The sequence below is a fragment of the Methylocystis sp. JAN1 genome (assembly GCF_052186135.1).
GTDB lineage: Bacteria > Pseudomonadota > Alphaproteobacteria > Rhizobiales > Beijerinckiaceae > Methylocystis.
In genome coordinates, this window is the sequence record NZ_CP181499.1 from 2,705,550 (window position 1) to 2,731,825 (window position 26,276).

The following is a 26,276-nucleotide window of genomic DNA, read 5'->3' on the forward strand; positions in this document are numbered from 1 at the left end:
CCGAACGCGGCGCCTCCGCCACTCTGCGGGCCACTGATGAAAAAAGCCTTACGCCGCGCGCCTTTGCTTACTGTGAATCGCCAAGAGTAATTTCCGCGTCGCGTCCGGGCGGCACGAAGCAATAAGCCTTCATCACCGCTTCCACCTCGCCGAGACGATAGTCGATCGTCATGTGATAGGCCGAGCGCTGCTTGTAACTGCTGATCGCCCCGGCGGCGACGTCGGGGACCGGCTGATTTTGCACGACGCCCTTCCCCGCCAAAAGTTTTTCGAGCTTCTTGCGGCAGAGATCCATGGCGGCGCTTTCATCGACGGGCGCGGGCGTGGCGAAATTCTTCTCGGCCGAAGAGGCCGAGAGCCAATAATGGTAAGGCTGCCCGCCGTCGGAGGGATAGCAGGTGAGATAAAAGCGCTGACTCTCGCCCATCATTCCGCCGTCGCCGATGAGCCGGCAGCGCTCGTCGTCGCGCAGGATACGCAGGGCGACCTCGCGGATCGTCCCCTGTAGCGCAAGCGAGGCGCCGCGCCAGCTCGCCGGATCGACGAAGAGACAGGCCTTCTCGTCGGCGGTCATCGTCTCCGGGGTTCGATGCTGGGGACGCACCGCGCTTTCGGGCGCCCATCCGTCCCAGGCTTTCTGCCCGGGCGGCCAGCGGGACGGGTTCTGGCGCAGCCGCAGCCATCCGGGCTGGGCCTCCACGATTTCAAGGTCGGCGCGCGGATCGAAAATGCGGTCGGCTCCCCCCTTTTCGCGCGCCGGTCGCGAGGTGACGGAGGGCGTCGCGCGCGCGACGATTTCCTCGCTGACAGCCACCACGCGGCGGGCGGGGTCGGCGAAAGGACAATGCGAGGTTTCAAGCGAAGGCTGCATGATCGCCGCGCTGCCCGGCACCATATGCCGCGGCGGCGCGCTCACGGGGCCGCTTGCCGGCGTGGTCGGCGACACGTCCGCGGCGCCGCTCCGCGGCGTGGTCGGAGGAGGCGTCGGCGGCGCGAGCGGGGGAGAATCGTCCTTTTTGGCTTCCTCGCGGGCGACGGTTTCCGGCGGCTTCGCCGCTTCCCTTTGTCCCGCCCGGGGCGCCGCGGCCGACGCTGCGTCCTTTCTCTGGTTAACGTCGCGAGCGGTCACTGTGAGCAGGAAAAAAATAATACTTGAAGACAACAAGATAAAAAGAATTAAACCCCGTCCAAAAGGGCCCAGACACTGCCACGCTCTAGTATGAAGATTGCGCATCAGCGACCTCGACGCCCGGCCAAGTTTGTAAAATTCGTTCTAAACTTCTCAAGCGCATGCTAACGTGTTCTTAAAGAGTATCTCCATGGGTTTGCTCTTCCACATTGGAATCGTAACGCCTAGACTTATTGCGGGGACAGGCAGATGTTTACTCGCCTTGGACGTCATTTTGGAAAATTTTGGCGGTCGGAAGATGGCGCGGCGCTCGCTTTTGTCGCGGCGATGCTCTTCTCGCTGGTCGGAATGGCCGCCCTCGCCATCGACATCGGTCATGCTTACGCCAACCGCCAGAGGATGCAATCCGCAGCGGACACCGCCGCCATGAGCGGGGCCATCGCTCTTTCGCTCAGCGAAAGCGAGGTCGTAAACGGACGCGCGGCCTCGGCTTCGTCCGGCTGGACGGACGGCGCGGATGGCGTCTCGGTCGCCATCAACAGACTTGCGGCCTCCGGCGCGCTGGCGAGCTATACCGGGGCGGTCGAGGCGATTGTGCAGCAACCCATGTCGACCGCGTTTTCGGGGCTGTTCGGTCTTACCTCGATGACGGTCGCGGCGCGCGCCGTGGCGGCCATTCCGACGACGAGCTACTGCATGATCGCCTTGTCGACGACGGCGCCCAAGGCCTTCAACGTCGCCGGCACGGCGACGGTGGGCACGCCGGGTTGCGGCCTCGCCTCCAACTCGACGAAAACCGGGAATAACAATGGCGGCTTCAACATACAGGGCAACGCCGTCGTCAATGCGCCCGTGCGGTCCGCCGGCTCCATCAGCGAGCCGGGGCAACCCACCGTCTACTCCGCGCCGCCCTTTCCGATGTCAAACGCCACCCCGGGGGTGACCGATCCTTACGCCGGCAATGGGCAAAAAGGCTGGTTGACGAATTTGGCGACCAGCGCGCCCAATCCTTGCAACGCGCCGCTTTGCAGCACTAATGGCGCAACCGCCGGCGTGACCTACGACGCGACAAATGCATCGCAACCGATTCACTTCAAGGGCAAGACGTCGCTTGCAAGCGGGACGACAACGTTTCAAAACGGAGTCTTCTATTTTTACGACACGCTTTCGACCAGCGGGACGGGCGTCCTTAAAACGAACAACGCAACGCTCGTGGTTTTCAATCAGTTCAAAGGCAATGGAGTGAACCAGCTTTCGGCTCCTAAGAACGATTCTCCAGGCGCAAGAAACAGCGGATGGGCCATCGCAAGCCCCAACAGCGATATCACGCTCGCAGGCGGGGCGACGAGTTCGCTTATTGGAACGGTCTACGTCCCCAACAACGCAGTATCGATGAGCGGCAACATCACGTCGCCATGCGCGCAGGTGATCGCGAGCACAATCGACGTCTCCGGCACGGTGGCGCTTAGTTTCGACGGCTCGTGCGGCGCGCAAGACGTCAAAAGCACTGCGGCGATCGCGCTCATTCAATAGTTTCGGAGTTGACTTCATGCGATCGGCGTTCAAGCAGATCCGAATTTTCCTTTACGGCCGGCGCGGGCAATCCGGCGCCGTGCTGGCCGAGTTTGCAGTCGCCGCGCCGATCCTGGCCATGCTGCTCGTCGGCGTAGCGGGCTTGAGTTCGTACCTTATCGAGGTGGAAAAGTTGAACAGCGCCGTAGAGGCGGGCGTGCTGCACGTGACCCGGAACGGGTGGGATTGGGCGAACGTGAACAATGCGACGAATGTCATCGCCGCAGTCAACGCCGCGGGCGACACCGCCGTTAATTCGGCTTCAGCCGCCTGCTTCTATGGATGCCCAACCACTGCCGGCGTCGTCGCGACGGGAACGACGTGCAATTACTCAAACCAGGCGCCGAATCCCCCCGCGACTTGCAGCGCGACGGGCTCAGCCAATGCGCCGGGCCTGTATGTGACAATCACCGCCTCCGCGCCCTTCACCAATCCGGTCGCCGCCGGCATGGCGGGCCTTTTTGGCGTCACGCTCCCCTCGTCGATAACCCTCAGCGCCACGACTCGGGCGAAATAACATGGCGAAGACATTAGCTTCCAAGGTGCTAAGCGACACCAGCGGGGCGGTTCTCGCGGAATTCGCGGCCGCGGTTCTCACCCTGATCATCGCGACTTTCGGCGTGATCGACATGGGGTTGTTCCTTTGGACGGACGTAACGCTCAATCGCGCCACGCACGCCGCCGCGCGCTGCCGCACGCTCGACCAGACCAATTGCGGCTCCGACTCGGATGCGCAGGCCTATGCGGTTGCGCAATCCTGGGGCGCCGCCAGCCTCACGGCCGCGAATTACACGGTCGGAAGCTGCACCTCCGGCACGCTTCCGGGCGTGCAAGTCCAGGGAACGTACACCTATTCCTTCATCACGCCCGGCGTCGGACCGACGGCTTTGTTGAGCCACACCGCCTGCTATCCGAGGCAATACTGACGCCGCTCACGGAGCCGCCTCCTTGTCGGCGACGTCGCTCCGGCAAACCCGGCTTTTCAGCATCGCCTGCGCCTTCGCGTACAACTCCTCCAATGTGAAAGGCTTGCGCAGGACCTCCATATTCGAGGTGAGCTTCAGACCGTCGGAGGCCTTGCCGGCGTAGCCGGTGATGAGAAGAACCGGCAGGTTCGGGCGTGCGGCGCGCGCGGCCTCGACCACCTGGATTCCGCTCAATCCGGGCAGACCAACATCCGTGATCAGAAGATCCAGCGGCTCGCCCGAATCCAGTATTTTCAGCCCGGCCGTCCCGTCGGCGGCCTTGAGGACCGTGCATCCCATCTGCTCCAGCGTTTCGGCGATCTGGTCGCGGATATCGCCCTGATCCTCGATGACCAGCAGTCTGCCCATCTGCGCCGGGAAATCCCTTTGGGGTCTTTCCTGATCCGCCTGCTCCTCCACGGCCTGCGACGGCGGCCGCGCCTGTCCAGGCAGGAAGATGCGCACGCTCGTGCCCTTGCCGGGCGCGCTGTCGATCCGGACGAAACCGCCGGACTGCTTCACGAAGCCATAGATTTGGGACAGGCCCAGCCCCGTTCCCTGCCCCACCGACTTCGTTGTGTAAAAGGGCTCGAAAACGCGGCTCAGCACTTCCGGGCTCATTCCGGCGCCGCTGTCGGCGACCTCGATTTCGACGTAATTGCCCGGAGCGAGATCGGGATCGCGCGGATCGGCGGAAATCGTCCGGTCCGATGTCCTGATTGTCAGCGCGCCGCCATGCGGCATCGCATCCCGCGCGTTGATCGCCAGATTGAGCAGTGCGCTTTCAAGTTGCGAGGGATCGCAATTCACGACCCATTTGCCGTCGCCGACCCGCATCTCAAGCGCGATTTCGGGGCCCAAGGTACGGCGCAGCATCTCCTCCATGCCGCAGACAAGCTTGTCCGGCTCAATGACGCGCGGCAGCAATGTCTGGCGGCGGGAGAAGGCCAGCATTCTGTTGATGAGGCTCGACGCGTTGTTCGCGGCCTTTTTGATCGATGCGACGGCGGGCGCGATCTCATTGCCGCGCCCGCGCGCGATCTGATGTTCGATCACGCTCAGCGAGCCGACGATGACCTGAAGCAGATTGTTGAAGTCGTGCGCGATGCCGCCGGTCAGTTGCCCAATGGATTCCATCTTCTGCGCATGCGCGAGCCGCTCCTCGCTCGCGAGCAGAGCGGCGTTGGCTTCCCGCAACTGTGCGGCCGACGGAAGCTCGAGAAACTTGGGCAACGCCCACCACAGCGCGATCGCCGTTGAGACCGACGTGATCGCCGTCGCCGCCTTCACGACGCCCTGCAGGCCGTAAAGCGGGGTCCACAATGTCAGCAGATCAAACCAGTGCGTCGTGCCGCAAAGCAGGATGAAAGCGGCGAAGAGCCACAGCATCGGCCGATACACGAGATCGCCGCGCCGCCTGCCGACGACGACGAGCGTCAGGGGAATTGAAAAATAGGCGAGCGCGATGGCGCCGTCGGAAATGGCGTAGAGCCAGATCAGGCCGGGCTCCCATAGCAGGCAATAGCCATGCGGCGCCAATTCGGCGGAGCCAAATATCCACTCGCTTAACGCTGACAGCATAAAGAACTCCTGCGGAGGGCGCTTTCCGCGCATCCGGTCGAGCTTTCACAGGCCCGGCGACGTCGTGGCCTTCTGTCCACGCGAACGCGTCAGATACATAAATGGCGCAGTCAAAACAAACTTTATCGAAGTGGCGACAGGCTAAGTTCGCGTTCGGCCGGCTTTGCATGACCTATGTCATCCGCCGAAGACGACGGCCGCATCGGGCGCGTTGCGTCGTCGCGACAACGGCGGCGGCCTATGCGCTCCTCGAAAACAACCGCGTCCCCGCGCCGACCAGCGCGGCAAGGCCTCCGCTTTTCCGCGCGTCCTTCACGCGCCGCCTTTTGATTTTCCCGCCGAGGACGTCGTTTTGCAGCGGCGTCGTGTAACGGCAGCCCTCGAAAAAATAATGCGTCACCTGACTCCAGCGCGAGCGCGTCCGGTCCGCTTGCGCGCTTCCGCCATGCAGAAGGTTGGAGGCCCAGATCAAGGCCTGTCCCTTCCGGGCGAGGAAGGTTTCCCGCTCGACGCCGAGCCGCTGCGGCATCTCCTCTTGCACACGTATGAACTTCATCACCGCATCGGCGCCGGGCTTCGCGCCGATATGCGCATTGCCATAGCTCGGCCAGACATGCGAGCCCGGATAGTAGAACAAGGGACCGGCGTCCGCGTGGACGTCTTCCAGGGCGACCCAGACGCCGCACATGAAGCGCTCGGGAATCGAGCAGAAATGAATATGGTCGCTATGCACGGGCTGCTGAGTGCCGACCGGAAAGTTCAGCGTCTGAAACGGAAAGGCCGCCCTGCCGTAAAGCGCCGAGAGCAAGTCGAGGATCGTTGGATTGCAGGCGATGGCGCGCACGTCGGCGTCGAATTCCCATGCGTCCTGGACGCGGGCGCTGACCGGACAGGCCGCCGGATCGCCCCAGTTGAAACGTGCGGTCAGCCGTTTGCGGATCGCGTCCGCCTTGCCGAGGAAATCGGGATCCGGAAAATCGACGACGGCGTAGCCGCGCGTGTGCAATTGCCGCGCGACCGCCTGACATTCCGCCGGAAGGGACGTTACGTCCTGCTCGAAGAACGGGCTTTCGACGAGCGGCACGCCGGGCAAAAGATCGGCGGTCAGCGTCATTGGTTCCTTTTGCGCCTCCACTTGCCGGCCCGCCTGGCCGTGCCTATGCTCCCTGAACGCCGATCAGCGTCAAGGCGGAATATCTATCGGGAGATCGCCGTGAAAAAGCACGCCCTTTTTGTCGCCCTCGGACTTGGACTCTTCCTTCCCTCGCTCGCCGGCGCTCAAGACGCTGTCCCCGCCCCGGCTCCGCCTCCGGCCGTCGCGGCGCCGGCGCCCGACTGCGCGGCCAAGGCGACGGAAAAGAAGCTCGCGGGCGCGGCGCTGAACAGCTTCCTGAAGAAATGCGAGCGCGACGCCGCCATGAGCGCCTGCCAGGCGGCCGCCGCCGAGAAGAAGCTGGTGGGCGCGGCCCGGATGAGCTTCACGAAGAAATGCGTGAAGGACGCCGCCAGCGCGCAGGCGCCGGAGCAGAAGCCGCAATAAGCGGCTCGCTATTTTACCCGCGACCAGCTGACGGTCTTGCAAATCAGGCCGCCCAGGACGCAGCCGGATGTCGTGAGGCAGTTGCCGGAGAGCGTCATCGCGCCGGAATAGATTCTGCCGTCCTCCGGGTTGAAGGCATGGCCGGACCACCTGTTCTCGCCTGCGGGAACCATGTCGTAAAAAACGCGCGCCCAACGTCCTGAATTTCAGCGCCGCCGGAAGAGGCGCGTCAGTCGGAGCGGGTTGCGAGGCGCATTTGCCCTCCCCCGCCCCCATGGGCTAACTCTCGCGCTCCTCTCTGAATCGCCGGTTCTCGCACACCCGCATGACACATCGCATTCCCGACATCGCCGCCTTCCGCCGCATCGTCGTCAAGGTCGGCTCGAGCCTCCTCGTCGATCCCAAGGCCGCGGCGGTGAAGCAGGGCTGGCTGACCCGGCTCGCGGACGACATCGCGACGCTGCATCGCGGCGGCGCGGATGTGCTGGTCGTGTCGTCGGGATCGGTGGCGCTGGGTCGTAGCGTGCTGGGCTTTCCGCAGGGGACGCTGCCGCTGGAGGACAGCCAGGCCGCCGCCGCCGTGGGCCAGATCGCCCTCGCCCGCCTCTGGGCCGAGGCGCTGCAGGAGCGCGGCGTCGTCGCCGGCCAGGTGCTCGTCACCTTCGGCGATACGGAGGAGCGGCGCCGCTATCTCTATGCCCGCGAATGCCTGAACCGCCTCCTGTCGCTGCGCGCCGTGCCGGTGATCAACGAGAACGACACGGTGGCGACCGCCGAGATCCGTTATGGCGACAATGACCGTCTCGCCGCCCGCGTCGCGACCATGGCGAGCGCCGACCTGCTGGTGTTGCTGTCCGACGTGGACGGCCTCTACACCGCGCCGCCGGCCGCCGACCCGAGAGCGAGGCATTTGCGCGTCGTGCCGCGCGTGACGGCCGAGATCGAGGCGATGGCGGGCGGCGCCGCCTCGCAATATTCGCGCGGCGGCATGCGCACCAAGATCGAGGCGGCGAAGATCGCCACGACCGGGGGCGCGCATATGGTCATCGCGGACGGCCGCGCCGAGGCGCCGATCGAGCGCATCCGCAACGGCGAGCGCTGCACTTGGTTCCTTACGCCCTCGAACCCCGTGACCGCGCGCAAGAAATGGATTGCGGGCTCGCTTGAGCCCAAGGGCGCCGTGCATATCGACGAGGGCGCCGCGCGCGCTTTGCTCTCCGGCAAAAGCCTGCTGCCCGCCGGCGTCACCCGCGTCGAGGGCGCCTTCGCTCGCGGCGACTGCATCGTCATCCGCAACCATCAGGGCGGCGAGATCGGGCGCGGTCTCGTGACCTATGACGCGGTCGACGCCGCGAAGATCTCCGGCCGCTCGACAAAGGACATCGAGGCGGTGCTCGGCTTCAGGGGACCGGACGAAATCATCCACCGCGACGATATGGCGCTGGCGGGGGAATGAGGCCGGTTCCGTTCTAACTATTCGCCGCGCGGCCGCCCAGAGCGATCGGGTGAACGCCGGCGTGAGCGAATCCCTCCCCTTTACGGGCAGGGTGGCCCCGCGAAGCGGGGTCAGGTGGGGTTAACCCCCCATATTTCATTGCGGCGCGAGCCCCACCCGGCGGTCTTCGACCGCCGACCTCCCCGTAAAGGCGAGGTATTGGGCGACTAGCCTCCGAGATTGTCGTTCGCCCGATTGTCCCGGCGCCCATAGACTGGATCGTTTCCCAGTTGCAGCATATTTCCGAGTTGCGAATACCGTGTTAGATTCTCGTCATGCGGCTCACAACTTTTACCGACTTCGGCTTGCGGGCGCTGATCCTTCTCGCCGACCGTAATCCCGAGATCATGAGCGCGGCGGCGATCGCCGATCACTTCGACGTGTCGCGCCATCACATGGCGAAAGTGCTCCAGGAGCTGACCGCGGCCGGATTTCTCGAAGGCATACGCGGCGCCCAGGGCGGCGTGCGTCTCGCGCGCGACCCGCGCGATATCCGCATCGGCGACGTCATTCGCAGCCTCGACGATCAGCCTTTGGTCGAATGTTTCAGCGCGCAGGGGAGCAACTGCGCGCTTTTGCCGCGCTGCCGGCTTAAAGGGATGCTGGCGCGCGCGGAACAGGGATTTTTGAGGGAGCTCGACCGCTTCACCCTCGCCGATTGCCTGGAAAAAACGGCCGCTTTCCCGCCGCTCGATCTGCCGGTCTGAAGATTGGCGACCGCGCGACTTCCGCGCGGCTTGACTTTCGCCGCTCTTAATACGCATTCTTAATACCGATTTGAGCGCCCGCCGGGCGCCGTCGGGAGGAGAAGCGGATGTTCTGTTATCAATGCGAGCAGACTTACCGGTCGGATGAAGGCGCCGGCTGCGCGAGCGCGAAAGGCATGTGCGGCAAGGACGCCGCCACCGCCGACCTGCAGGACATCCTGCTTTATGTCTGCGAGAGCGCCGGCCAATATCTGCATCTCGCGCGCCGCTTTGGCGCCACGGATGTCGAAGCGGACCGCTTCATCCTCTTCGCCTTCTTCACGACGCTCACCAATGTCAATTTCAACGCGGTCAAGTTCGTCGAGCTGATCCAGCAGGCCGCGCAGGTCCGCGACCGCGCGAAAGCTCTCTATGAAAACGCCGCTCGCGCCGCCGCCTCAATGCCCAGGACGCTGTCTGGCCCCGCCGCTTTCGTCCCGGCGAAAGACATGGCCGGCCTTCTCGCGCAGGCGGCCGAGGCGGCCGTTCGCAAGGACGCGGCGATCCTCGGCGAAGACGCAGTCGGCCTGCGTTCGCTCATCCTCTACGGTCTGAAAGGCGTGTGCGCCTATGCCTATCATGCGCGCGTTCTCGGACAGGAGCGCGACGCCATTTATGAGGCGGTCGAACATGCGCTCGACACTCTCGCGCGGGAAGAGAAGGACATCGCCACGCTCCTCGAAGAAGCGCTGGCGCTCGGCCGCGCCAATTTCGTCGCGATGGAGGCGCTCGACGCGGCCAATACCGGCACGTTCGGCGCGCCGACGCCGACAAGCGTTCGCGTGACGCCGGTCAAGGGCAAGGCGATCCTCGTTTCGGGCCATGACCTGAAGGATCTGCACGCCATTCTCGAGGCCACGAAGGATAAGGGGATCAACGTCTATACGCATGGCGAAATGCTGCCGGCGCATTCCTATCCGAAGCTCAAGGCCTATCCGCATCTCGTCGGAAACTACGGCGGCGCCTGGCAGGATCAGCAGAAGGAATTCGCCGATTTCCCCGGCCCGATCGTCATGACGTCCAACTGCCTCATTGAGCCGCAGCCGCGTTATCGCGGGCGCATCTTCACGGCGGGACCGGTCGGCTGGGCGGGCGTGCGCCACATCGCCGACGAGAATTTCTCGATCGTCGCACAGGCCGCGCAGGCGCTGCCCGGCTTCGTCGAGGACGCGCCGGAGCAGACCATCACCATCGGCTTCGGCCGCGACACGGTGCTCGGCGTCGCCGACAAGGTGATCGACGCCGTGAAGAGCGGCGCGATCCGCCACTTCTTCCTCGTCGGCGGCTGCGACGGCGCCGCGCCGGGCCGCAATTACTACACCGACTTCGCCGACGAGGCGCCCGACGACACGGTGATCCTCACGATCGGCTGCGGCAAATATCGCTTCAACAGGCACGACTTCGGCACGATCGGCGGCCTGCCGCGCCTGCTCGACATGGGACAGTGCAACGACGCCTACTCCGCGCTCGTCGTCGCCACGAAGCTGGCGGAAGCCTTCGGCGTCGGCGTCAACGAACTGCCGCTGTCGCTCATCGTCTCATGGTTCGAGCAGAAGGCCGCCGCCGTTCTCCTCACGCTGCTCGCGCTCGGCGTGCGCAATGTGCGGCTGGGGCCGACGCTGCCGGCCTTCCTCACCCCGGCGCTTGTCGAGGTGCTGGTCGAGAAGTTCGGCATTCAGCCGATTGGCGACGCGAAGTCCGACATCGCGGCCTCTCTCGCCCGCGCCGCGTGATCTTCACTGGCGGACGCCCTCGGGCGTCCGCCAGTTTGTTGACAAACTCCCGAGGCGGCCTCGCCCTTCGAGACGCGAGCTGCGATCTCGGGCCTGTCCGAGATCGACATTCTTGTTTTGTGCAAGTCGGGAAAACCCGACTTGCGCCTCGCTCCTCAGGATGACGCCTAACTGTTTGGCGTTGAAAGAAGAAGCCCTCATGCTGAGGAGCTTGCGAAGCAAGCGTCTCGAAGCGCGAGGGGCGTCAACCCTCATGGCGTGCGCCACCCTAACCGGAATCCGACATGTTCAAGGTCAATCTACTCACGCGCGACGGCGCGTCGATCGCCTTCGAGGCCGAGCCTTCGGAAACGCTTCTCGATGCGGCGGAACGCGCCAGCATTTATCTTCCGTCGTCATGCCGCGAGGGCGGTTGCGGCGCCTGCCGCGTCAGACGGACGAGCGGAGAGGTCGAGTTGATGTCCCACAGCAGCGCGGCGCTGAGCGACGCCGAGCGCGCCGCCGGCGATATTCTGCTTTGCCGCACGCAGGCGCGCGGCGATCTCGCCTTGCACGCGCCTTTCGATCAGGCGGCCGTCGGTTACGCCTCGCTTCCCGAGCGGCGGGCGACTCTCGTTGAAATTGCGCCGGCCGGGTCCAGCGCGGTTCGTCTCGTGCTGCAATATGAAGACGATCCCGCCTTTGGCAGCGCAGCGCAATTCACCGCCGGCCAGTTCGTCAAGGTGACCACCCCAGACGGATCGGTCACCCGCTCCTACTCGCTCGCCAACGCCCCCAATTGGGATGGCGCGCTGGAGCTCTACATCCGCCTACAGCCAAACGGCGCCTTTTCAACCTATCTCAGGCGCGCCGCCATCGGAGACGCGCTGCTCATTACAGGCCCGCAGGGCCAGTTTACGGTCGACCAAGCCAGCACGGCGCCGCGCTGGTTCGTCGCGGGAGGCACGGGCCTCGCCCCCGCGCTCTCCATGCTCCGGCAAATGGCCGAATTCGCCGACCAGCGCCCGTGCCGCCTGTTTTTTGGGGTGAGCCGCGCCGAAGAGCTTTTCGCGCTGGACGCAATCGACGAACTCAAAGCCATGCTGCCCCAGCTCGACGTCACGATTTGCGTCTGGAAGCCTGAAGAGGCGTGGCGAGGCTTTATCGGCACGCCCGCCGAGGCGCTCGCTCAGGCGCTGGCGACGGGGCCGGAGCGCCCGGACATCTATGTCTGCGGCCCGCCCGCGCTGATCGCCGCGACCGAGGAAGCCGGCCACGCCACCGGCGTCGCGCAGGACCGCATCTTCAGCGAAAAATTTACGGCCGCGTGAGGGGCGGGCTCAGCTTTTAAAGCCGCGTCATAGCGGGCTTGTTCCAGCCATCCGCGCCTAGGCGTCGCGCAAGCGCTGCAAGGCGCGCGGCGTCGCATGTGGCCGCGACAAGCGCGGGCATGGCGAAGTGGAGCGCGGGCCTTCAGGCCCGCCAGTTTGTTGGCTTCCCAAGGCCTCGTCCTCCGAGACGCGAGCTGCGGTCTCGGGCCTGCCCGAGATCAACATTCCTGTTTTGTGCAAGTCGGGTTTTGTGCAAGTCGGGAAAACCCGACTTGCGCTCGCTCCTCAGGATAAGGCCTAACTGTTTGGCGCTGAAGGAAGAAGCCCCTCATGCTAAAGGAGCTTGCGCAGCAAGCGTCTCGAAGCGCGAGGGGCGTCGCCGCTACTTTGTCGGCAGCCTGGCGGGCATTCAGGCCCGCATCATCTCCCCGACTTATCCCCATCCCCCCGAACCTCTCCTATCCTGCCCCCGCCTCGCCAACCAACAGGGGCGTCGTCGGGTCGGCGGCGCTGGCGGGGCCGGTTAAGCGCGGGGCGGCGACCCTCGTTCCGCGCGGGAGTTACGACGCCGCCTGCCGGGTCTCTCCTTGGTGGGGAGAAGCGCGGGGAAATCCGCGCGAAGGCTGGGCGTAGTTTCCGGTCCGCGACACGCGGCGCGAGTACCGAAAGGGAAAGCGCCGGCGGGCCGGAGGCGGCGCATGTGAACCCTTGCGCGCGCCCGGGAGCGCGAGCACGTTCCGAAAAAGTTGTCAGACTTTTTCGATCAGAACTTGCTCCAAAGCGCCCCCGGGAAAGAAGCGGCCGCCGCCTGGCGGCCGCGCCGGACGGGCCAAGGTCGCGCGACGACCCCACCCCGGAAGGAAAGGTGCGCGCGAATAAAGACCGCCGCCGGGACGCCTTGGCTCCGACGCGCTTTTCACTCACGCACTCGGCCGAACGGGGCCGGGGCGTCCCGGCTTCCTGCAACAGCCCGCGCCGGCTTTCGGCGGCGGGGGTTTTCGTGTTGGCGGATTTAGCGGAGAGGTTGCCGGACCGACCGAGCCGGGCCACAATCTTTCCGCGAGCTTGCAAAACTTTAACGCGGCCGCGGTCGCGCCCGCCCTTGGCGCCAATGCGGCCTTCCCCCATATTTCCAGACGCCGCGCCTTCACGGCCGGTTCCTATGGGGAGAGACTGATGTCACCGGAAGAACGTCAACTGCTCGTCGGGCTGTTCGAGCGCACGAAGAGCGCCGCCGCCGGTCCGCGCGACCAGGAGGCGGAAACTTTCATCAACGAGCAGATCAAGCAGCAGCCGGCCGCGCCTTATCTTCTGGCGCAGACGGTCATCGTGCAGGATCAGGCCTTGCAGGGCGCCAACGCCCGCATCGAGGAGCTCGAGAGGCAGGTGAAGGAATTGCAGTCGAAGCCCGCGGGCGGTTTTCTCGGGGGATTATTCGGCGGCGGCCAGCGCCAGGCCCCTCTCCCGCCGCGCCCGGCTCCGCCTAGCGGCCCCTGGGGCGCGCCGCAGGGCCGCAATCCGGTCGCGGGCGGCTACGCCCCGCAAGGCTGGGGCCAGCAGCAGCCGCCTTCCGACGGCGGCGGCTTCCTGAAGGGCGCGCTCGGCACGGCGGCGGGCGTCGCGGGCGGCGTGCTGCTCGCGGACGGCATCCGCAGCCTGTTCTCGCATGGCTCCGGCTATGGCGGGATGGCCAATCTCGGCATCGGCTCGGGCTTCACGCCCGCCAGCGAGACGACCGTCATCAACAACTACTACGGCGACGAGCCGGGTAGCCAATTGGGCGGTCAGGAGGCCGGCTACGATCAAGGCTATGACGACTCGTCCGATCTGCGCGACGCCGGCTACAGCGACGACCCGGGCTTCGACGACGGAAGCGGCTTCGACGATGGCGGCGACGGCGGTTTCGACGTCTGACCGGGCGTAGAATTCAGAAACCGGCCCGCCGGGGAGACCCGGCGGGCCAAGCGAGATGATTTCATGGCATTGCGTGTCGAAGCCGCCAGCTATCGGGCGCTGCCCCCATAGCCGCCCCAGCCGCCGCCATTGCTGCCCCATTGACCGCCGCCGCCGCCGCTGCCCCAATGGCCGCCTCCAGTCGGCCGGCCGCCGCCGTAGCCGCTATTGCCCCAGTGGCCGCCGCCCGACCGGCCGCCGCCATAGCCGCCCCAGCCGCCGCCATTGCCCCAATGGCCGCCGCCCCAATGACCGCCGCCGCCCCAGTGGCCGCCGCTCGGCCGGCCGCCGCCATAGCCGCCCCAGCCGCCATTACCCCAATGGCCGCCGCCCCAATGACTGCCGCCGCCCCAATGGCCGCCGCCATAGCCGCCGCCGCTATTGCCCCATTGACCGCCGCCCGTCGAACATTTACCATAGCCTTTGCAGTGACCGCCGCTCTGTCCACCGCCATAGCCGGCGCTTTGTCCGACGCCCGAGTTCCCGCTCTGTCCGCCGGTCGAGCCGCTCGACTGGCCCGCAGACCCCTCGCCCCAGTGTCCGCTGCCCCAGGCGAAAGACGTCGTAGGATAAAGGAGAGCAGCCGCAGCGGCCGCTGTGATCGTATATTTACGAAGCATGATCGTTACTCCACTCAAGTACGACTCGCGTCTCGTTCACGCCCCATGCGCGAGCAATTCTAAGCTAAGCATGTTCAAAGATCTTTCTGTGCACCGACGCACACCGAGGCGCTTCGGCGGCGCGTCCGAACTTTTGGGGAACGCCTCGAGCTCGTCGCCAGTTCCAGCCCAGCTACAACATTCGCCAAACGTGCGGGGGCGCGCGCTTCCTTCCGGCGAGGTCGAAAACCTTGAAGAGTTCGTTCCGTGCTCAGGGAGCCTGGCCTTGCCCATCGCCATCGGCGCGCTGCGCGCAGATTGGCGGACGGAAGGCCATGCCCCGAATGGGCGCGACATGGTTTCAAGCGCGGACGGTAGGGATCGCCACGAAAACGACCGTCCGAAATTTCCGGCGCGCCATCGCCGCCATCGTCACGACCGGCGCTAGGCGTTCGCCTCGGACAGATGGTCCCGATGCGAAAATCCCTGTTCCGTCGCAGCTAGCTCCCCTCACTCGCCATGTGCGCCAGCGCACCAACTTCCGGCGGCCCAGGGCCTAAACCTCGTCTCGTTCGCTGAACGAACGCAACGAAAAAGGGACCTGGACCATGAAACGCTTCGAGACCGGCCGCGAGACCGTTTCCAGCAAATTCGCCTCGCGCCCGGTGCGCGCCGCCCTCGCCGTGAAGATCGCCTTCGCGATCATGGCCGCCAATGTGAGCTTCGCCGCCGCCAAGGCCGTCTTCCACAAGACCGACGCCGCTCCGATCATCGCGACGACCGGCTCCGCGGTGAAGCCCTTCATCATCCCGGTCGACGACAAGGCCGACGCCGTTCCGGAAGCCGCCGCGCAGACCGTAGAAGTCGCGAGCCTGCAGGGCTGCCGCGAGGTCGTGACGCAGACGGACGATGGCTACGGCGTGCGCGGCACGGTGACCCGCACGGTCTGCCGCAAGGCCCTGTGAGGGCAAAACGCCCTCACACAAATTTATCCCCACCGGTCGGTCGCGGCGTAAAAAGCAGACGACGCGCCTTTCGGGGGAACAGCCTACATGCCGCCCAGACACACATATTTCAGCTCCAGATAATCGTCTATCCCGTAGCGGGAGCCCTCGCGCCCGAGGCCGGACTGCTTCACGCCGCCAAAGGGCGCGGCCTCCGAGGTGATGATGCTCTCATTGACGCCCACCATGCCGAATTCGAGCTTTTCCGCGACGCGGAAGATGCGCGCCACGTCGCCCGCGTAGAAATAGGCCGCCAGACCGTAGGGCGTCGCGTTGGCGAGGCGGATCGCTTCCTCCTCTGTATCGAAGACGATGACGGGCGCCACCGGGCCGAAGGTCTCCTCATGAAAGATCAGCGCGTCGGCCGGCACATTGGCAAGCACGGTCGGCTCGAAGAACAAGCCGCCCAGCGCGTGACGGGAGCCGCCTGTGAGCACCTCGGCGCCATGAGCGATCGCGTCGGAAATATGACGCTCGACCTTCTCGACCGCCGCCTCCTCGATCATCGGACCGACAGCGACGCTCTCATCGAAGCCCATGCCGACCTTGAGCCCGCGCGCCGCCTCCGCGAGCTTCTGCGAGAACGCCTCCGCAACGCTCTTCTGCACGAGGAAGCGATTGGCGGAGATGCAGGTCTGGCCGCAATTGCGGTATTTGGTGGCGACGGCGCCTTTCACCGCGCGGTCGAGATCGGCGTCGTCGAAGACGATGAGCGGCGCATTGCCGCCCAGCTCCATGGAGCATTTCTGCACATTCTCCGCCGCCTGCCGCAGCAGAATCTTTCCAACCTCCGTCGAGCCGGTGAAGGTCAGCTTCCGCACGGCGGGATTGCCGGTGAGCTCCCGCCCGATCGGCGCGGGATCGAGCGCCGTTACGACATTGAAGACGCCAGCCGGCGCGCCGGCGCGCTCGGCAAGCTCCGCGAGCGCCAGCGCCGAGAACGGGGTGAGCTCCGCCGGCTTCACGACCATGGTGCAGCCCGCCCCGAGCGCCGCCGCGACCTTGCGCGCGAGCATCGCCGAAGGGAAATTCCATGGCGTGATCGCCGCCGCGACGCCGACCGCCTGCTTGAGCACCAGAATGCGCCGGTCCATGAGCCCCGGCACGATGTCGCCATAGACGCGGCGGCCCTCTTCCGCGAACCAGTCGATATAGGACGCGCCATAGGCGATCTCGCCGCGCGCCTCGAACAGCGGCTTGCCCTGCTCCGCCGTAATGATCTGCGCCAGCCGCTCCTGCTCGGCCATGATCAGTTCGTACCAGCGGCGCATCATCTGCGCCCGCTCTTTTGCGGGCCGGTCGCGCCAGAGCGGCAGCGCCTTTTCAGCCGCCTCGATCGCGCGGCGCGTCTCGGCGGCGCCCATATCGGGCACGCTGCCGAGCGTCTCGCCGGTCGCCGGATTCGTCACGGCGAATGTCGCCCCGCTGTCGGCGCCGACCCAGGCGCCCCCGATAAAGGCCTGTTCGACGAGGGAGAGGTCTTTTACATCCATGCGTTGAAGCCTTGGTCCTATATTGAGACGCCCCCAGAAATAGAGGAAGGACGGGCGGCCTTTTCAAGCGAAAATACGACCTTGCGAATGATCGATTTGCTTAGCCCCGCCCTGCGTTCGGACCGGGGCCGGCTTAAAGGCCTCGTTCATTTCCGCGCTCTAAGAAAAAGCTTCCCGAGCCGAACCCTTGCCGAGCCGCCCTTGAACTCCACCCGATCGAAAACAGTCGCCATCGTTCAGACTCAAGCGGAAAACGCCGGCGCTCAGGAGATCGCGCGCCAACTTGCGCAGGGCTTCGAAAAGCGCGGCTGGCGCGTGCGACAGATTTTCTTCTTCCGGCGCACGGAAAGCTTCGACGACGATCCCAACGTTTTCTTCTGCGCAAGGGAGCGGCCGTCGATACCGCTCGGCGTAATGAAAATGCTGGCGGCGCTTTACCAGGAGCTTCGACGCGAGAAGCCCGACGCGGTGGTGACGCTTCAGCATTACGGCAACGTCATCGCGGCGCCCGTGGCGCGCGCGGCCGGGAGCGCCATTCTCGTCGCCAACCAGCTCACACCGTCGAAGCTGGTCCCCCGCCCCGTGGCGCTACTCGACAAGCTCATGGGGATGATCGGCTTCTATGATCGCATCGTCGTGAATTCCGCGCAGACGGCGGCCGACTACGGCGATTATCCTCCGGCCTACGCCAAGCGCATCACCCGCATCGACCATGGTTTCTTCGACAAGTCCGCGCCGCTCGCCAAGGCGGAGGCCCGCGAGCGGCTGGGTCTGCCTCAGGAAGCGACGCTTCTTGGCTGCGCGGCGCGGCTCCATCCGATGAAGCAGACCGATCTCGCGATCCGAATTCTCTGCGAGAACCGGGACCAGCATCTGGCGCTCGCCGGACAAGGAAAAGAGCGCGACTCCCTTGAAGCGCTCGCGAGGAGTCTCGGCGTGAGAGACCGCGTCCATTTCCTCGGCGAGCTGGATACGGAAGGAGTCGGCGTCTTTCTGGCGGCGCTGGACTGCTTCGTCTTTCCGAGCGCGATGGAGACATTCGGGCTCGCCCCCGTCGAAGCGGCGCAAGCGGGCCTGCCCGTCATTGTCAACGACATCGAAGTGCTGCGGGACGTTCTCTCCGTCGGCGGCGAACCTTGCGCCCTCTTTGTCGACGCGCACGATACGCCGGCCTTCGCCGGCGCCGTGCGCCGAGTGCTTGGCGATCCTGAACTTAACGCGAAACTGACCAGCGTCGGGCGGCGGCTTGCCGAGCGCTATCCGCTCGACGTGATGATCGAGGATTATCTCCGCCTCATGGAAAAGTCCCCAACATGACGTATCGGCGGATCGCCATCGCGGTTTCCTCCGCGCGCTTCATGCGCTGGCAGGATCGTCTTCGCGAGCGGCTCGCAAAACGCTGGCCCGGCGCAAAGGTCGCCTTCCGCTTTGATCCACGGGACGACGCGCAGCCGGGCGCGGTTACGCAGCTCCTGACGCTCGAGCGCATGCTATTGCGGCGGAGTAAGCCTACCCTTTGCGATCGCGTCGACGCCTCGGCCGTGAATGCGACGCTGGAGTCGGATGCGGATGTCGTGATCGACCTCATTGGCGACGCCTCGCCGACGAGCGGCGCGCTTGTGCTTCGCCCGCTTTACGACGGCCACGCGACCGACCAGGCGGCCGTCGCCGCGATTCTCTCCGGCGCGGTCCCGACCCTTGCCGTCGAAGACGCCGCCTCGGGCGCCCGTATCGTCGAAGGATACCCTTCCATGGAGGCGGCGGACGGGCTCACCGGCAGCCTCGAAGCCGTCTATTCCCGCATCTGCGTATTGATCGAGAAAGCGCTCGCCGATCCCGAAGCGACGCTCGCCGCGGCCGTCCCGGCGCAACGGCGGCCGCGGCGCCCCGCGGCCTACTTCGCGCTCAACCTCGCCTTCCAATGCGCGCGCCGGCTTTACCATCTCTGCTGCCACTCGCCGCATTGGCGGATCGGCTGGCGCTATATTGACGGACCCGGCGTCGTCGAAAGCGGTTCTCTCTCGGGACCGGAATGGCGGGTCATTCCCGATCAGAGCGTCGCCTGCTCCGCCGACCCATTCCCCATCGAGTGGCGCGGGCAGACGGGGATCTTCTACGAACGGCTGGATTATCGCACCGAGATCGGCGAGATTTTCTACCAGCCCTTCGACGCCGCCGGACCCGTGGGCGAGCCGCTTTGCGCGCTCAAGGAACGCTGGCATCTGTCCTACCCGTTCCTGATTGAAGAAGCGGGGGAGCTTTACATGGTTCCCGAAGCGTCGACTGCGGGAGCGATCACGCTCTACCGCTGCGTCGGTTTCCCGGACAAATGGGAGCCGGTCTGGAATCTCGTCGAAGGCGTCGAAGCGGCCGACGCGACCATCTTCCGCCATGGCGACCGCTATTGGATGACCTCCGTCGTCCGCGACGGCTATGGGGGCTATTCCGACACGCTCGCCGTCCATCATGCGCCAAGGCTTTTCGGCCCGTGGGAGCCGCACCGGCGATCCCCCCTCATTGTCGACGCGCGCTTCGCGCGTCCGGCGGGCGCGGTCGTCGCCCATAATGGCGTCCTGCTGCGCCCGGTGCAGAATTGTGCGCACGGCTACGGCAAGGAAATCGCGATCATGCGCATCGACGCGCTTGATCCCGAGACATTCAGGCAATCGCTGGTAAGCCGGCTTTCGCCAGGCGGCCGCTGGCCGGGCGGCCGCCTGCACACGATCAACCGTTGCGGACGGTTGGAATGCATCGACGGCGCGATCCTGACGCCGAAATACATGCCGCTGCGCCGCGCGCTGCAAGAACGGATCGACGCCCGCGCGCGATAAAGGACGGGCTTGGCCCGGTTTCCGGGCTTTTAAAGCGAGCCAAACGCTCTCAACGCGCCTGCGGTTCAGTCTGCGAGGCGATTTCGCCCGCCGGATTTGCGCTTTTCTTCCGGCGTTCCCACAAATAGGCGAAAACGCTCATTATGCTGGTGTCCGCGCCGATAGCGCGTTTGCAGATGACCGAAAGCGCGATGAAAAGCGGCGCATTGACCAGCGCGAACGCGCATGCCGCGCCAAGGCTGCCGTAAAAATGCGCCAGGATCGCCGTCAGCGTGAACCGGCCGAGTGTGGCGGCCGTGATGATGCGCGAATAGATTCTTTCGTGCCCTGTCGTCAGCAGGATGACCGAGGCCGACCCGCAAGACGACATGACGAAGCAGGCGGTCGCCAGCACGACGAGCGTCGGATAGACGCTGGCGAATCGCTCGCCGAAGATCGTCAGAATCTCACGGCCGAATACGTAAATGAGCGCAAGCAGCGGCGCGAGCATGACGGTCGAGACCGAGACGAGCGCCCGCAATATGTCCTGAAGCTTCCGGGTCTGGCCGGAGAAGTGCAGGCTGGCGCTATGCGACATCGAATATGTGTTCAGACCGGTCAGGACCATGATGAACACATTGGCGATGCGCGCAGCGGCGAAATAGTCGCCGGCGTCGGCGGGCGACGCGACATAGCCGATCAGGATGACGTCGAAATAGGCGCTTCCCGCTTCGACGGTCGCCGATTGCCACATGGCGAGGCCGCGGGACAGCCAATGCTTTCGATCCTGCTGGCTGAGAGAGTCGACGGAATGGGCGAGATAGGACTTCCTGACATGGTGAAGCGCCGCGACCAGCGAGAGGATCTGCCCGACGCCGGCCGCGAAAAAGAATTCCGTCGGGGTCAACCCCTGATGCAGGACCGCCCAGATCACGGCGATGAGCAGCGCGATGCGCCAGATCAACTCGCGCGAGACTTCCGACACGAAGAAGTTCACGATGACGCGCGTGGAGTGCGAGGAATAGTGCAACAAGGTCTGCGTCAAAAGGAAAAAGGCGCCTGCGAGCAGCGCAGTACGGACCAATTGCGGAAAAAAGAACGGCGCCAGAAACAGCATCGCACCCGCGAAGACGACGCCGGAAGCGATCGTCATCGTCCATCCGTAGCGATAGGCGCCCCAAGCCTGGGAACGGTCTCCCTTCGACGCATATTCGCCGAATGATCTAGCGATCAGGGTGTCCTGGCCGAAGCAAGCCGCCACGGCGAGGAAGCTGACGGCGTTGAACCAGATCGCAAGGCGACCGAATTCGTCGGGCGACATGGCGCGCGCGGCGAGCGTGAACACGGCCAGGGTCAGCAACGCGCCGGCGGCTTTGATGCCCAATGCGAGGACCGCCGCAATCGCCGCCTCGCGACCGGCAAGAATTGCGGCAAGGGACTTGAAACTGAGCGTCATCGCGAGAACCTCAAAACCAAAATTGATGCTTTGCGACACGATCCAGCATTGCAAGCTATCTTGGGTCTTACCCTCCGCATACGGCTGGCGATCCCCCCTCCCCTCGGAACTTCCTAAACGAGAGCCATGAACAGATCGTATAGGATCGAGCAGGGGCCGCGTGACGTTAGCGGAAATTTAACAACGAGCCAGGATTTAGAGCGATTATGCGGCCTTCGTCTCTATGAAGGCTCCAGCCGTAACTTTGGCGATGCGCATGCGACGCAGCAATAGGGCGTTGATCCTCCCGATCAACGAAGAATTAGCGCCGCGAAAGCGAACCTATCTGAGGCAGGCCCGGCGGAAGTCGATCGACGCACGGGCGCGCTGGGTGATTCGAATTTCGCTCTTGTTGATCGCCGTTCTTCTCAACGGCGACTTTCACCCGGCTCTCTCGCTCGGCGGAGAGGGATCCGCCGCACAGCAATATGTCGGACTTCTCTGCTGGCTCATCATCATCGCAGCCAGCTTTTTCGCTACGCCAGAACTCGAAATGGAGTGGAGTGTCGGCCTTTATGTCAATATCGCCTTCTACGTGACGGCGATCCTATCGTTCCTTTGGTCGCAGAATCCTGAGGCGAGCCTGCCGAAATGCCTCGCCTTGGCGATCGTGCTATTTGGCGCGTGGCGGCTGACGCTCGTAATGGATTGGGAGGAGATCGGCCGAACCGCGCATGACGGCCTCTTTATCGTCGGCGTCTCATCAATCTTCGTCGCGCTCGCCGTTCCAAGCATCGGCGTCCTTGATAACTGGCAGCATGCCGGACAATGGAACGGCGTCTTCATCTCCAAGCAAACGCTCGGCGTCGTCGGCGCGGTGCAGTTGTTTCAGGCAAGCTACCTTCTGATGAGCCGCGCGCGCAGCCCCTATTACTGGCTATCGGCGGCCGTCGCCGTCATATGCGTGGTCGCCTCGGGCTCGCGCGGCGGCGGCGCGCTCGCCATTGCGGCGCTCGTCTCGCTTTACATCATGCGGCTCTCGCCCGGCTTCGCGCGGATGATGGCCTACGCGCCGTTTTTCATGGGGCTCGTCGCGGCGGCGCTGATCGCCGACCTCCTCTATACCCAGAACCGTTATCTCGTCATCTTCGGCGTCGCGCTGGACTTCACCGAGCGCACCTTCATCTGGCAACACGCCCTGCGCTTCATATGGAGCCGCCCATGGCTGGGTTACGGCGTGAACGGCTTCTGGACGCTCGATTGGGTGAAGTCGCTCTATCTTGAACGTTATTCCTGGTTTCTCGACAATTACCACAATGGCTACATCAACATTCTCGTGGAGACGGGTTTCGTCGGCTACGGCCTGTTCCTCTTCGGCTATCTGTGCTTTGGCTTTCGCGCGAACGAAATCGCGCGGCGCGGCTTTTATCCGGAGCGTTACACGTCCTTCGGACTTGCCTTCACCTTCCTTCTCTTCCTGATCGATTTCACCGAGACGTTTTTCCTGCGTTCGACGAATTTCAGGACGACCATGCTCACCATGATCCTGGCGATGACCTTCGCGAGACCCGTCGCTCCCGCCATGGGCGCCCAACAACGAAGCGCGGCGCCATTGGCGCCGCATTCGCGCCGCCTGCGCGCGACCAAGGCGACGTGAGGATGTGCGGGTTGCGCGCGATCGCCCAAACCGCCCTCCTCGCCGCCGGTCTCCTCGGCGCCGCCGGCGCGGCCTGGCCGGGCGAAGCCAGCGAAAACCTGATCCGCCATTTGCGCTGCGGCGTGAATATTCTTGGCTATGACGGCCTCTGGAATGGCGAGATCGACAATCCCTTCCGGCTGGGCGTGGACATGAAGCGGATACGCGACGCCGGTTTCGACCATGTGCGCGTCAATTTCTTCGGCCTGCGCTATGTCGGCCCCGACGGAAAACTCAACGAACAGGTTCTGCGTCGGCTCGACGGCGTGCTCGACCGCGCGGCGGCGGAAGGGCTATGGGTCGTTCTCGACCAGCATGACAGCGATAGTTGCAGCAGCCAGCCGGAGAGCTGCAGGGACAGGCTCGTCTCCTTCTGGCGGCAGATTGCGGAGAGATATGCGGGGTCGAAGCCGTCTGTCGCCTATGAAATCCTGAACGAGCCCGGCTGGCGGATGGAATATCGAGGATGGAACGCCGTCGTTTCCGCCGTCCTCTCCGAAATAAGGAAAGTCGATCCAACGCGCATTGTGGTCGTGGCCGCCGTCAACAATGGCGCGCCGGAAGCGGTGAGGAAACTGCAACTGCCCGACAGCGACAAGAGACTCGTCGTCACGGTTCACTATTATGACCCGATGCGATTTACGCATCAGGGAGCGCCCTGGAGCAAGGATTTTGCCGACTTTCGCGACGTCGCCTGGGGCGCCCCCGCGTCCCGGGAGAAGGTCATCAACGATCTTCGCTCCGTCGCCGATTGGGCCGAACGAAGCGGCCGGCCCGTCTATCTCGGCGAATTCGGCGTCATCGACTCCGCCCCCCTCCTCTCGCGCGCGGCCTGGATGCGGCATCTGGCGCGAACTGCCGAATCCTTCGGCTGGGGATGGGCCTATTGGCAATTTGACCATGATTTCTCCTTGACCGACGCAGCCACGCGGGAATGGAAGCGGCCCCTGCTCGACGCGCTCATGAAGTGAGCCCGGTAAGAGACGATTAAGGTTAAGCAAATACTCTGCGACCTCGGGCGCGAGAGTTCAGCGGGCCAGCCCGCCCCAGTGACCACGAGATTCCGCTTGTATCCCACCGCGCGATACGATCAGCCTGCGCCGAACCCGCTCTACGGCGCCCCGCCTTCGCCTTTTAGCCTGCTGAAGCGCTTCGCGCTCTTCCTGCGGCGCAATGCGCTGCTGATCTCGACCGTGGGGGCAGCCGTCGGGGGCGCGGCGTTCCTCGCCGGCAACTTCACCTTGCGTCAGTACCATGCGACGGCCGTGCTGATGGTCGATCCGCGCGCCGCGCGCGTGACGCAGAACTCGGGCGTGCTTGCGAATATCGGCTCTGACTTCAACGCCATCGAAAGCATCGTGCAAATCGCCAAATCCGAGGCCTTTCTCGGCTCGGTGGTCGACCAGCTCGAACTCACCCACGACCCGGTCTTCGCCGGCAAAGGCGCGACCGAGGATCAGTTGAGGCAGTCGACGATCGACAATCTGGCAAGCAGACTAAGCATTGCGCGGCGCGGCACGACCTACGTCATCGACGTCACAGTGAAGGCGCCGTCCGCAGAAAAGGCCGCGAAAGTCGCAAACGGCGCGGCAAGGAAGATTCTGGAAGATCAGACGAACCTGCGTTCGGGTCTCAGCGCCAGGACCGCCGCGACGATCGAAGGACGTCTGTCCGAACTTCGCGAGCGGGTCGGCAAGGCTGAAGAAGCGGCGGCCGACCTCAAGGCCAAAATGAAAGTCACCGACGCAGGCCAAGGCAGCACGCTACTCGAACGGCGCGTTTACGAACTCAACCAGCAACTGGTGCTCGCCGGCGCCCGGACCGCCGAGGCCCGCGCCCGTTACGAGCTGTTGCGCAAAGCTGGCCCGAGCGCGGGAAACAACCTGCCGCAGGCGGCGCAGTCGCCCATCTTCAGCTCGCTGCGCGCCGAATATGCGCGCCTCTCGCGCCAGTCCGCGGATCAGGCGACGGTGCTCGGCCCCAAGCACCCGGAAGTGGTTAGCCTCAACGCGCAGATCAGCGACATCCGCCGCCAACTCACCGCCGAGATCGGCCGCATGACGTCCACAGCCCGCGCCGAATATCAGGAGTCGGAGGGACGCGAGGCCGATCTCGCGCGTCAGCTCAAAGAGGCGCAGACCGAGAGCGGCGAGCTCGGTCCGCAGATGGTGAAGCTCGCGGAACTCGAACGCGAAGCCAAAGCCGAGCGCGCCGTCTATGAGGAACTGCTGAGCCGCCAGCGCGAACTCCGTCAGGTGAAGGACCTGGAGCCCAGCGACATCCGCATCGTCTCTCCCGCCGCGACGCCCCCCAAGCCTCTTCCCGGTCGTATCGTCGTTCTCGCTGTGAGCGCCATTATCGGCTTGCTCGCAGGAACGGCGGCCGCCGCCATTCGCGAATGGCGGGGCAGGACGCTGAAGACCGCGCTACAAGCCGAACGGCTCGGCGGCGTGGAGGTTTTCGGCTTCCTGCCGACGATGCCCCGGCAAGGCCCGGATAGGGATGCGGCCCAAGTTGTCCCCGACCTGACACCCTGGCTCACGGAGCTCTGCGCCGAAGTCACGCCCGAAGTTCTTGGCGCCGAAAGCGTCGTCATTTTCGTCACATCCGCTCATCGCGGCGAAGGCCGCTCGACGATCGCCGTCAATCTCGCGGCCTATCTGTCCGAAGGCGGCGACCGCGTCCTGCTCGTCGAAGCCGACCGCGCCGCGCATGTGAAGAAGCCGCCTTACGGCTTGCTCGACGTTCTCGAATCCGGCGAAGATCTGAAAGGCGCGCTCGTCGAGCAGGCGGCCGACGGCTACACGCTCCTGCCCTATGGCGGCCGCATGCTGAACCGCCACAGTTCGATCGGCGGCCTGATGAGCGGCATGACGCTTCGGGCGGCGCTCAAACTTGCGCGCAAATGGTTCGACGTGATCGTGATCGACGGACCGCCCGCGCTTGAGGCGCCGCACGCCCGCTTCCTTGCGGCGCAGGCGGACTACACGGTCTTCCTGATTGAATGGGACAAGACGAGCGCCGACGACGCCGACGCCGCGCTCGACCGTCTCGACGCCGGGGCGACGGCGGTGCTCTACAACAAAGCCGACGCGGCGCGCCTCAGCCTTTACGACCCCGAACAGTCACGTCAGATGGCGCTCTGCGGAGAGGGCGCGGCCAGGGCCGCCTGAGCGCCGCCTCGCGTTTTGGAGCCTCACAGGCGCGCCCCCGGC

22 protein-coding genes are annotated in these 26,276 nt (G+C 64.8%); 15 read left to right on the forward strand and 7 right to left on the reverse strand.

The annotated features are described in order from the left end of the window. Positions 1-67: 67 nt before the first annotated feature. Entirely contained in the window at positions 68-1,234 is a 1,167-nt protein-coding gene (locus ACNHKD_RS13015; RefSeq protein ID WP_442753911.1) for a hypothetical protein, read from the reverse strand. A gap of 144 nt (positions 1,235-1,378) precedes the next feature. On the opposite strand from ACNHKD_RS13015, the gene ACNHKD_RS13020 reads away from it, so the two are divergent. The 3 genes from ACNHKD_RS13020 to ACNHKD_RS13030 are packed head-to-tail and all read left to right on the forward strand — an operon-like array spanning position 1,379 to position 3,627. Continuing rightward, positions 1,379-2,662: a pilus assembly protein TadG-related protein gene (locus tag ACNHKD_RS13020; RefSeq protein WP_442753912.1), complete on the forward strand. Its 1,284-nt coding sequence runs from the start codon at positions 1,379-1,381 to the stop codon at positions 2,660-2,662. 16 nt (positions 2,663-2,678) lie between these two features. After that, the gene (locus tag ACNHKD_RS13025) at positions 2,679-3,218 is read left to right on the forward strand and encodes a TadE/TadG family type IV pilus assembly protein (protein ID WP_442753913.1); all 540 of its coding nucleotides are present in this window, start codon (positions 2,679-2,681) and stop codon (positions 3,216-3,218) included. A gap of 1 nt (position 3,219) precedes the next feature. Continuing rightward, positions 3,220-3,627 (forward strand): TadE/TadG family type IV pilus assembly protein, encoded by a 408-nt coding sequence (locus tag ACNHKD_RS13030; protein ID WP_442753914.1) that lies wholly within the window; start codon positions 3,220-3,222, stop codon positions 3,625-3,627. Positions 3,628-3,633: 6 nt separating this feature from the next. On the opposite strand, the gene ACNHKD_RS13035 is transcribed toward ACNHKD_RS13030, so the two are convergent. Then, positions 3,634-5,247, reverse strand: a complete 1,614-nt coding sequence (locus tag ACNHKD_RS13035; RefSeq protein WP_442753915.1) for an ATP-binding protein — start codon at positions 5,245-5,247, stop codon at positions 3,634-3,636. A 238-nt stretch (positions 5,248-5,485) separates the two neighbouring features. Continuing rightward, positions 5,486-6,361: a phytanoyl-CoA dioxygenase family protein gene (locus ACNHKD_RS13040; protein ID WP_442753916.1), complete on the reverse strand. Its 876-nt coding sequence runs from the start codon at positions 6,359-6,361 to the stop codon at positions 5,486-5,488. 99 nt (positions 6,362-6,460) lie between these two features. Here ACNHKD_RS13040 and ACNHKD_RS13045 point away from each other — a divergent pair, with 99 nt between their 5' ends. Next, positions 6,461-6,787 carry a hypothetical protein gene (locus tag ACNHKD_RS13045; RefSeq protein ID WP_442753917.1) on the forward strand — a complete coding sequence of 109 codons (327 nt, stop codon included), beginning with the start codon at positions 6,461-6,463 and terminating at the stop codon, positions 6,785-6,787. An 8-nt stretch (positions 6,788-6,795) separates the two neighbouring features. Here ACNHKD_RS13045 and ACNHKD_RS13050 read toward each other — a convergent pair whose 3' ends face one another. Beyond that, positions 6,796-6,960, reverse strand: a complete 165-nt coding sequence (locus tag ACNHKD_RS13050) for a DUF2147 domain-containing protein (RefSeq protein ID WP_442753918.1) — start codon at positions 6,958-6,960, stop codon at positions 6,796-6,798. A gap of 152 nt (positions 6,961-7,112) precedes the next feature. Here ACNHKD_RS13050 and proB point away from each other — a divergent pair, with 152 nt between their 5' ends. The 5 genes from proB to ACNHKD_RS13075 all read left to right on the forward strand — a co-directional run bounded on the left by proB (position 7,113) and on the right by ACNHKD_RS13075 (position 13,985). Beyond that, positions 7,113-8,243: a glutamate 5-kinase gene (proB, locus tag ACNHKD_RS13055; protein WP_442753919.1), complete on the forward strand. Its 1,131-nt coding sequence runs from the start codon at positions 7,113-7,115 to the stop codon at positions 8,241-8,243. Positions 8,244-8,557: 314 nt separating this feature from the next. Continuing rightward, complete coding sequence (locus ACNHKD_RS13060; RefSeq protein WP_442753920.1) at positions 8,558-8,989, forward strand: Rrf2 family transcriptional regulator; 432 nt, start codon at positions 8,558-8,560, stop codon at positions 8,987-8,989. Between the two features lie 107 nt (positions 8,990-9,096). Beyond that, a complete protein-coding gene (hcp, locus tag ACNHKD_RS13065; RefSeq protein WP_442753921.1) occupies positions 9,097-10,761 on the forward strand; it encodes a hydroxylamine reductase in 1,665 nt (554 codons plus the stop codon). A gap of 284 nt (positions 10,762-11,045) precedes the next feature. Continuing rightward, positions 11,046-12,071, forward strand: a complete 1,026-nt coding sequence (locus tag ACNHKD_RS13070; RefSeq protein ID WP_442753922.1) for a 2Fe-2S iron-sulfur cluster-binding protein — start codon at positions 11,046-11,048, stop codon at positions 12,069-12,071. A gap of 1,176 nt (positions 12,072-13,247) precedes the next feature. Next, a complete protein-coding gene (locus ACNHKD_RS13075; protein ID WP_442753923.1) occupies positions 13,248-13,985 on the forward strand; it encodes a DUF2076 domain-containing protein in 738 nt (245 codons plus the stop codon). 89 nt (positions 13,986-14,074) lie between these two features. On the opposite strand, the gene ACNHKD_RS13080 is transcribed toward ACNHKD_RS13075, so the two are convergent. Next, the gene (locus ACNHKD_RS13080; RefSeq protein ID WP_442753924.1) at positions 14,075-14,644 is read right to left on the reverse strand and encodes a PE family protein; all 570 of its coding nucleotides are present in this window, start codon (positions 14,642-14,644) and stop codon (positions 14,075-14,077) included. Positions 14,645-15,231: 587 nt separating this feature from the next. On the opposite strand from ACNHKD_RS13080, the gene ACNHKD_RS13085 reads away from it, so the two are divergent. Next, a complete protein-coding gene (locus ACNHKD_RS13085) occupies positions 15,232-15,588 on the forward strand; it encodes a hypothetical protein (protein ID WP_442753925.1) in 357 nt (118 codons plus the stop codon). A gap of 83 nt (positions 15,589-15,671) precedes the next feature. On the opposite strand, the gene ACNHKD_RS13090 is transcribed toward ACNHKD_RS13085, so the two are convergent. After that, positions 15,672-17,120 (reverse strand): NAD-dependent succinate-semialdehyde dehydrogenase, encoded by a 1,449-nt coding sequence (locus ACNHKD_RS13090; protein WP_442753926.1) that lies wholly within the window; start codon positions 17,118-17,120, stop codon positions 15,672-15,674. A 201-nt stretch (positions 17,121-17,321) separates the two neighbouring features. On the opposite strand from ACNHKD_RS13090, the gene ACNHKD_RS13095 reads away from it, so the two are divergent. Together ACNHKD_RS13095 and ACNHKD_RS13100 are read left to right on the forward strand one after the other, a co-directional pair. Beyond that, complete coding sequence (locus ACNHKD_RS13095) at positions 17,322-18,437, forward strand: glycosyltransferase family 4 protein (protein WP_442753927.1); 1,116 nt, start codon at positions 17,322-17,324, stop codon at positions 18,435-18,437. Then, positions 18,434-19,951: a glucosamine inositolphosphorylceramide transferase family protein gene (locus tag ACNHKD_RS13100; protein WP_442753928.1), complete on the forward strand. Its 1,518-nt coding sequence runs from the start codon at positions 18,434-18,436 to the stop codon at positions 19,949-19,951. The genes ACNHKD_RS13095 and ACNHKD_RS13100 overlap by 4 nt, the downstream gene beginning before the upstream one ends. A 49-nt stretch (positions 19,952-20,000) precedes the next feature. Here the strand turns inward: ACNHKD_RS13100 and ACNHKD_RS13105 are convergent, their stop codons facing one another. Next, entirely contained in the window at positions 20,001-21,386 is a 1,386-nt protein-coding gene (locus ACNHKD_RS13105; RefSeq protein ID WP_442753929.1) for a lipopolysaccharide biosynthesis protein, read from the reverse strand. Positions 21,387-21,642: 256 nt separating this feature from the next. Here ACNHKD_RS13105 and ACNHKD_RS13110 point away from each other — a divergent pair, with 256 nt between their 5' ends. The 3 genes from ACNHKD_RS13110 (at position 21,643) to ACNHKD_RS13120 (ending at position 26,234) form a co-directional block, all read left to right on the forward strand. Continuing rightward, positions 21,643-23,022: an O-antigen ligase family protein gene (locus tag ACNHKD_RS13110; protein WP_442753930.1), complete on the forward strand. Its 1,380-nt coding sequence runs from the start codon at positions 21,643-21,645 to the stop codon at positions 23,020-23,022. Positions 23,023-23,024: 2 nt separating this feature from the next. Continuing rightward, positions 23,025-24,032 carry a glycoside hydrolase family 5 protein gene (locus ACNHKD_RS13115; RefSeq protein ID WP_442753931.1) on the forward strand — a complete coding sequence of 336 codons (1,008 nt, stop codon included), beginning with the start codon at positions 23,025-23,027 and terminating at the stop codon, positions 24,030-24,032. Between the two features lie 96 nt (positions 24,033-24,128). After that, positions 24,129-26,234 carry a GumC family protein gene (locus ACNHKD_RS13120; protein WP_442753932.1) on the forward strand — a complete coding sequence of 702 codons (2,106 nt, stop codon included), beginning with the start codon at positions 24,129-24,131 and terminating at the stop codon, positions 26,232-26,234. Positions 26,235-26,276: the final 42 nt, after the last annotated feature.

Coding starts and splice junctions, on each gene's coding strand:
- ACNHKD_RS13060 (WP_442753920.1), top strand. CDS start 8,558: ATGCGGCTCACAACTTTTACCGACTTCGGCTTGCGGGCGCTGATCCTT.
- ACNHKD_RS13090 (WP_442753926.1), bottom strand. CDS start 17,120: ATGGATGTAAAAGACCTCTCCCTCGTCGAACAGGCCTTTATCGGGGGC.
- ACNHKD_RS13025 (WP_442753913.1), top strand. CDS start 2,679: ATGCGATCGGCGTTCAAGCAGATCCGAATTTTCCTTTACGGCCGGCGC.
- ACNHKD_RS13070 (WP_442753922.1), top strand. CDS start 11,046: ATGTTCAAGGTCAATCTACTCACGCGCGACGGCGCGTCGATCGCCTTC.
- ACNHKD_RS13085 (WP_442753925.1), top strand. CDS start 15,232: ATGAAACGCTTCGAGACCGGCCGCGAGACCGTTTCCAGCAAATTCGCC.
- ACNHKD_RS13020 (WP_442753912.1), top strand. CDS start 1,379: ATGTTTACTCGCCTTGGACGTCATTTTGGAAAATTTTGGCGGTCGGAA.
- ACNHKD_RS13035 (WP_442753915.1), bottom strand. CDS start 5,247: ATGCTGTCAGCGTTAAGCGAGTGGATATTTGGCTCCGCCGAATTGGCG.
- ACNHKD_RS13075 (WP_442753923.1), top strand. CDS start 13,248: ATGTCACCGGAAGAACGTCAACTGCTCGTCGGGCTGTTCGAGCGCACG.
- ACNHKD_RS13040 (WP_442753916.1), bottom strand. CDS start 6,361: ATGACGCTGACCGCCGATCTTTTGCCCGGCGTGCCGCTCGTCGAAAGC.
- ACNHKD_RS13100 (WP_442753928.1), top strand. CDS start 18,434: ATGACGTATCGGCGGATCGCCATCGCGGTTTCCTCCGCGCGCTTCATG.
- ACNHKD_RS13110 (WP_442753930.1), top strand. CDS start 21,643: ATGCGACGCAGCAATAGGGCGTTGATCCTCCCGATCAACGAAGAATTA.
- ACNHKD_RS13015 (WP_442753911.1), bottom strand. CDS start 1,234: ATGCGCAATCTTCATACTAGAGCGTGGCAGTGTCTGGGCCCTTTTGGA.
- ACNHKD_RS13050 (WP_442753918.1), bottom strand. CDS start 6,960: ATGGTTCCCGCAGGCGAGAACAGGTGGTCCGGCCATGCCTTCAACCCG.
- ACNHKD_RS13030 (WP_442753914.1), top strand. CDS start 3,220: ATGGCGAAGACATTAGCTTCCAAGGTGCTAAGCGACACCAGCGGGGCG.
- ACNHKD_RS13080 (WP_442753924.1), bottom strand. CDS start 14,644: ATGCTTCGTAAATATACGATCACAGCGGCCGCTGCGGCTGCTCTCCTT.
- hcp (WP_442753921.1), top strand. CDS start 9,097: ATGTTCTGTTATCAATGCGAGCAGACTTACCGGTCGGATGAAGGCGCC.
- ACNHKD_RS13115 (WP_442753931.1), top strand. CDS start 23,025: ATGTGCGGGTTGCGCGCGATCGCCCAAACCGCCCTCCTCGCCGCCGGT.
- proB (WP_442753919.1), top strand. CDS start 7,113: ATGACACATCGCATTCCCGACATCGCCGCCTTCCGCCGCATCGTCGTC.
- ACNHKD_RS13105 (WP_442753929.1), bottom strand. CDS start 21,386: ATGACGCTCAGTTTCAAGTCCCTTGCCGCAATTCTTGCCGGTCGCGAG.